The 2,865-nt window shown below is 61.8% G+C and carries 2 protein-coding genes; both read left to right on the plus strand.

Annotation, left to right across the window (positions count from 1 at the left end; translation table 11 throughout):
• The first annotated feature begins 151 nt into the window (after positions 1 to 151).
• Complete coding sequence (locus ACTD9P_RS29445) at positions 152 to 1,156, plus strand: ligase-associated DNA damage response exonuclease (RefSeq protein ID WP_438870397.1); 1,005 nt, start codon at positions 152 to 154, stop codon at positions 1,154 to 1,156.
• Positions 1,153 to 2,787, plus strand: a complete 1,635-nt coding sequence (locus ACTD9P_RS29450) for an ATP-dependent DNA ligase (RefSeq protein ID WP_438870398.1) — start codon at positions 1,153 to 1,155, stop codon at positions 2,785 to 2,787. The genes ACTD9P_RS29445 and ACTD9P_RS29450 overlap by 4 nt, the downstream gene beginning before the upstream one ends.
• Positions 2,788 to 2,865: the final 78 nt, after the last annotated feature.

Here is a 2,865-nt window from a genome sequence, read left to right on the forward strand (position 1 = left end):
GCGATTGGGTTGTATCAGCCACAGAATAGTTGGCTGAACTACCGCATTCGCGAGCAAGCCCACTCCCACATTTGGATTGCATGCATTCAGATAGAACTTCTCAAGTCTCACTCCCCTCATACCTGATAAGCCCATCGCCCCCGGCACGCCCATGGACCTTGTCATCGCCCGCCCCGAAGGCCTTTATTGTACTGCGGGAGATTTCTACATCGACCCTTGGCGCCCGGTGGACCGCGCCGTCATCACCCACGCCCACGGCGACCACGCCCGCACCGGCAACCAGCATTACCTGGCCGCCGCTCCCGGCGAAGGCATCCTGCGCTCCCGACTGGGCCAGGACATCAACCTGCAAACCCTGGCCTACGGCGAAAAGCTCATCCATCACGGCGTCACCCTGAGTTTTCACCCCGCCGGGCACGTACTCGGCTCCGCCCAAGTGCGCCTGGAATACCAGGGCGAAGTCTGGGTAGCCTCCGGCGACTACAAAGTCGAACCCGACGGCACCTGCGCGCCCTTTGAGCCGGTGCGTTGCCACACCTTTATTACTGAATCCACCTTCGGCCTGCCGATTTACCGCTGGCAGCCCCAGGCGCAGATTTTTGCCGGGATCAATGATTGGTGGCAGGCCAATATCGCGGTCGGCAAGGCCAGCGTGTTGTTCTGTTACTCATTTGGCAAAGCCCAGCGCATCCTGCATGGCATCGACGCCAGCATCGGCCCGATCCTCAGTCATGGCGCGGTGGAACCGCTGAACCGCGTATACCGCGAGGCCGGTATCTATATCCCTGAGACGCTGTATGCCGGTGACTTCAAAAAGACTGACCCATTGCTGCGTCAGGCACTGATCATTGCGCCACCATCCGCCGGTGGCAGCAGTTGGATCAAGCGCTTCGGCGACTACAGCGATGCTTTCGCCAGCGGCTGGATGCGCCTGCGTGGCACGCGAAGGCGGCGCGGTGTGGACCGGGGCTTTGTGCTCTCGGACCACGCCGATTGGCCTGGATTGCTGTGGGCCATCGAACAGACCGGCGCCGAACGGGTGATGGTCACCCATGGTTCCGTAGGCGTTCTGGTGCGTCATCTGCGCGAAAAGGGCCTGGATGCCCAAGGGTTCACCACCGAATACGGCGATGACGAAGAAGAGGCCACGGCATGAAAGCCTTCGCCGAGCTGTACGCCAACCTCGACGCCACCACCTCCAGCAACGCCAAGCTCGCCGCGCTGCAAGCCTACTTTTGCCAGGCACCACCCGAGGATGCAGCCTGGGCGGTGTATTTCCTCTCCGGCGGCCGGCCTCGGCAATTGGTGCCGACCCGCTTACTGCGCGATATGGCCACCGCAGCGTCGGGCATAGAACCTTGGTTATTCGAAGAAAGTTACCAGTCGGTAGGCGACCTGGCCGAGACCATTTCCCTGTTGTTGCCCGAATCCTCCTACACCTCGGAAGACGGGCTGGCGGTGTGGCTGGAAGAAAAGTTGCTGCCGCTGCGGGGTCTGCCGCCGCTGGAATTGGCCGAGCGCCTGCCCGCGTTATGGGCGCAGCTTGATCAGCCGAGCCTGATGGTGTGCATCAAATTGATCACCGGCAGTTTTCGTGTCGGCGTGTCCAAACTGCTGGTGACCCGCGCCCTCGCCGCCATGGCCGAGCTGGACAGCAAACGTGTGGCACAAAGGTTGGTGGGCTACACCGACCTGTCCAATCGCCCTACGGCCGAAGGCTACCTCAAGTTGATCGCCGCCGAATCGTCTGACGAGCATGCGCAACGTGGCGGGCAGCCGTATCCGTTTTTTCTGGCCCATGGGCTGGCGCAACCGGTGGAGCAGTTCGACACCTTGCTCGGCGCACCCGCCGACTGGCAGGTGGAATGGAAGTGGGATGGCATTCGCGCGCAGCTGGTCAAGCGCGAAGGCCGCCTGTGGGTCTGGTCGCGCGGTGAAGAGTTGGTCACCGAGCGCTTCCCCGAACTGCACAGCTTGGTCTGCGGCTTGCCGGATGGCACTGTGATCGATGGCGAAATTGTGGTGTGGAAAGACGCAGTGCAACCCTTCGCCCTGCTGCAACAACGCATTGGCCGTAAAACCTTGAGCAAAAAAGTCCTTGAGGATGCACCGGTCGCGGTGCTGGCCTATGACCTGCTGGAGCACCAGGGCGACGACTGGCGCAACCACACCCAGGCAGAGCGCCGCGCCCAGCTTGAGCAGGTGATTGCGCAGTGCAACCAGCCCGTACTGTTGCCGTCACCGCTGCTGACGGGCGCGAGCTGGAAGGACCTGGCTGAGCAACGCGAAGACTCTCGCCGCCTGGGCGTGGAAGGCATGATGCTAAAAGCCCGCGATGGCTTGTATGGCGTGGGCCGCACCAAGGACATGGGCGTCTGGTGGAAATGGAAGGTCGACCCGTTCAGCGTTGATGCCGTATTGATCTACGCCCAGCGTGGCCATGGCCGGCGCGCCAGTCTGTACAGCGACTATACCTTCGCGGTGTGGGACGGCCCGCCCGGCACTGAGCGCACACTGGTGCCCTTCGCCAAGGCGTATTCAGGGCTGACCGACGAAGAAATGCGCAAGGTCGACGCCATTGTGCGCAAGACCACGGTGGAAAAATTCGGCCCGGTCAGCAGTGTGACGCCGAGCATGGTGTTTGAACTGGGGTTTGAGGGGATTGCGCTGTCGAAGCGCCATAAAAGCGGGATTGCGGTGCGGTTTCCCAGGATGTTGCGGTGGCGGCAGGACAAGACAGTGGAAGAAGCCGACAACCTCGGGACCTTGCAGGACTTGTTGACCTGACCCTTTATCCCCAAACACTGCAGAACCCTGTGGGAGCCGGGCTTGCTCGCGAATGCGGTGGGTCAGTGATAGGTGAAT

This window comes from Pseudomonas onubensis (genome assembly GCF_965653655.1).
GTDB lineage: Bacteria > Pseudomonadota > Gammaproteobacteria > Pseudomonadales > Pseudomonadaceae > Aquipseudomonas.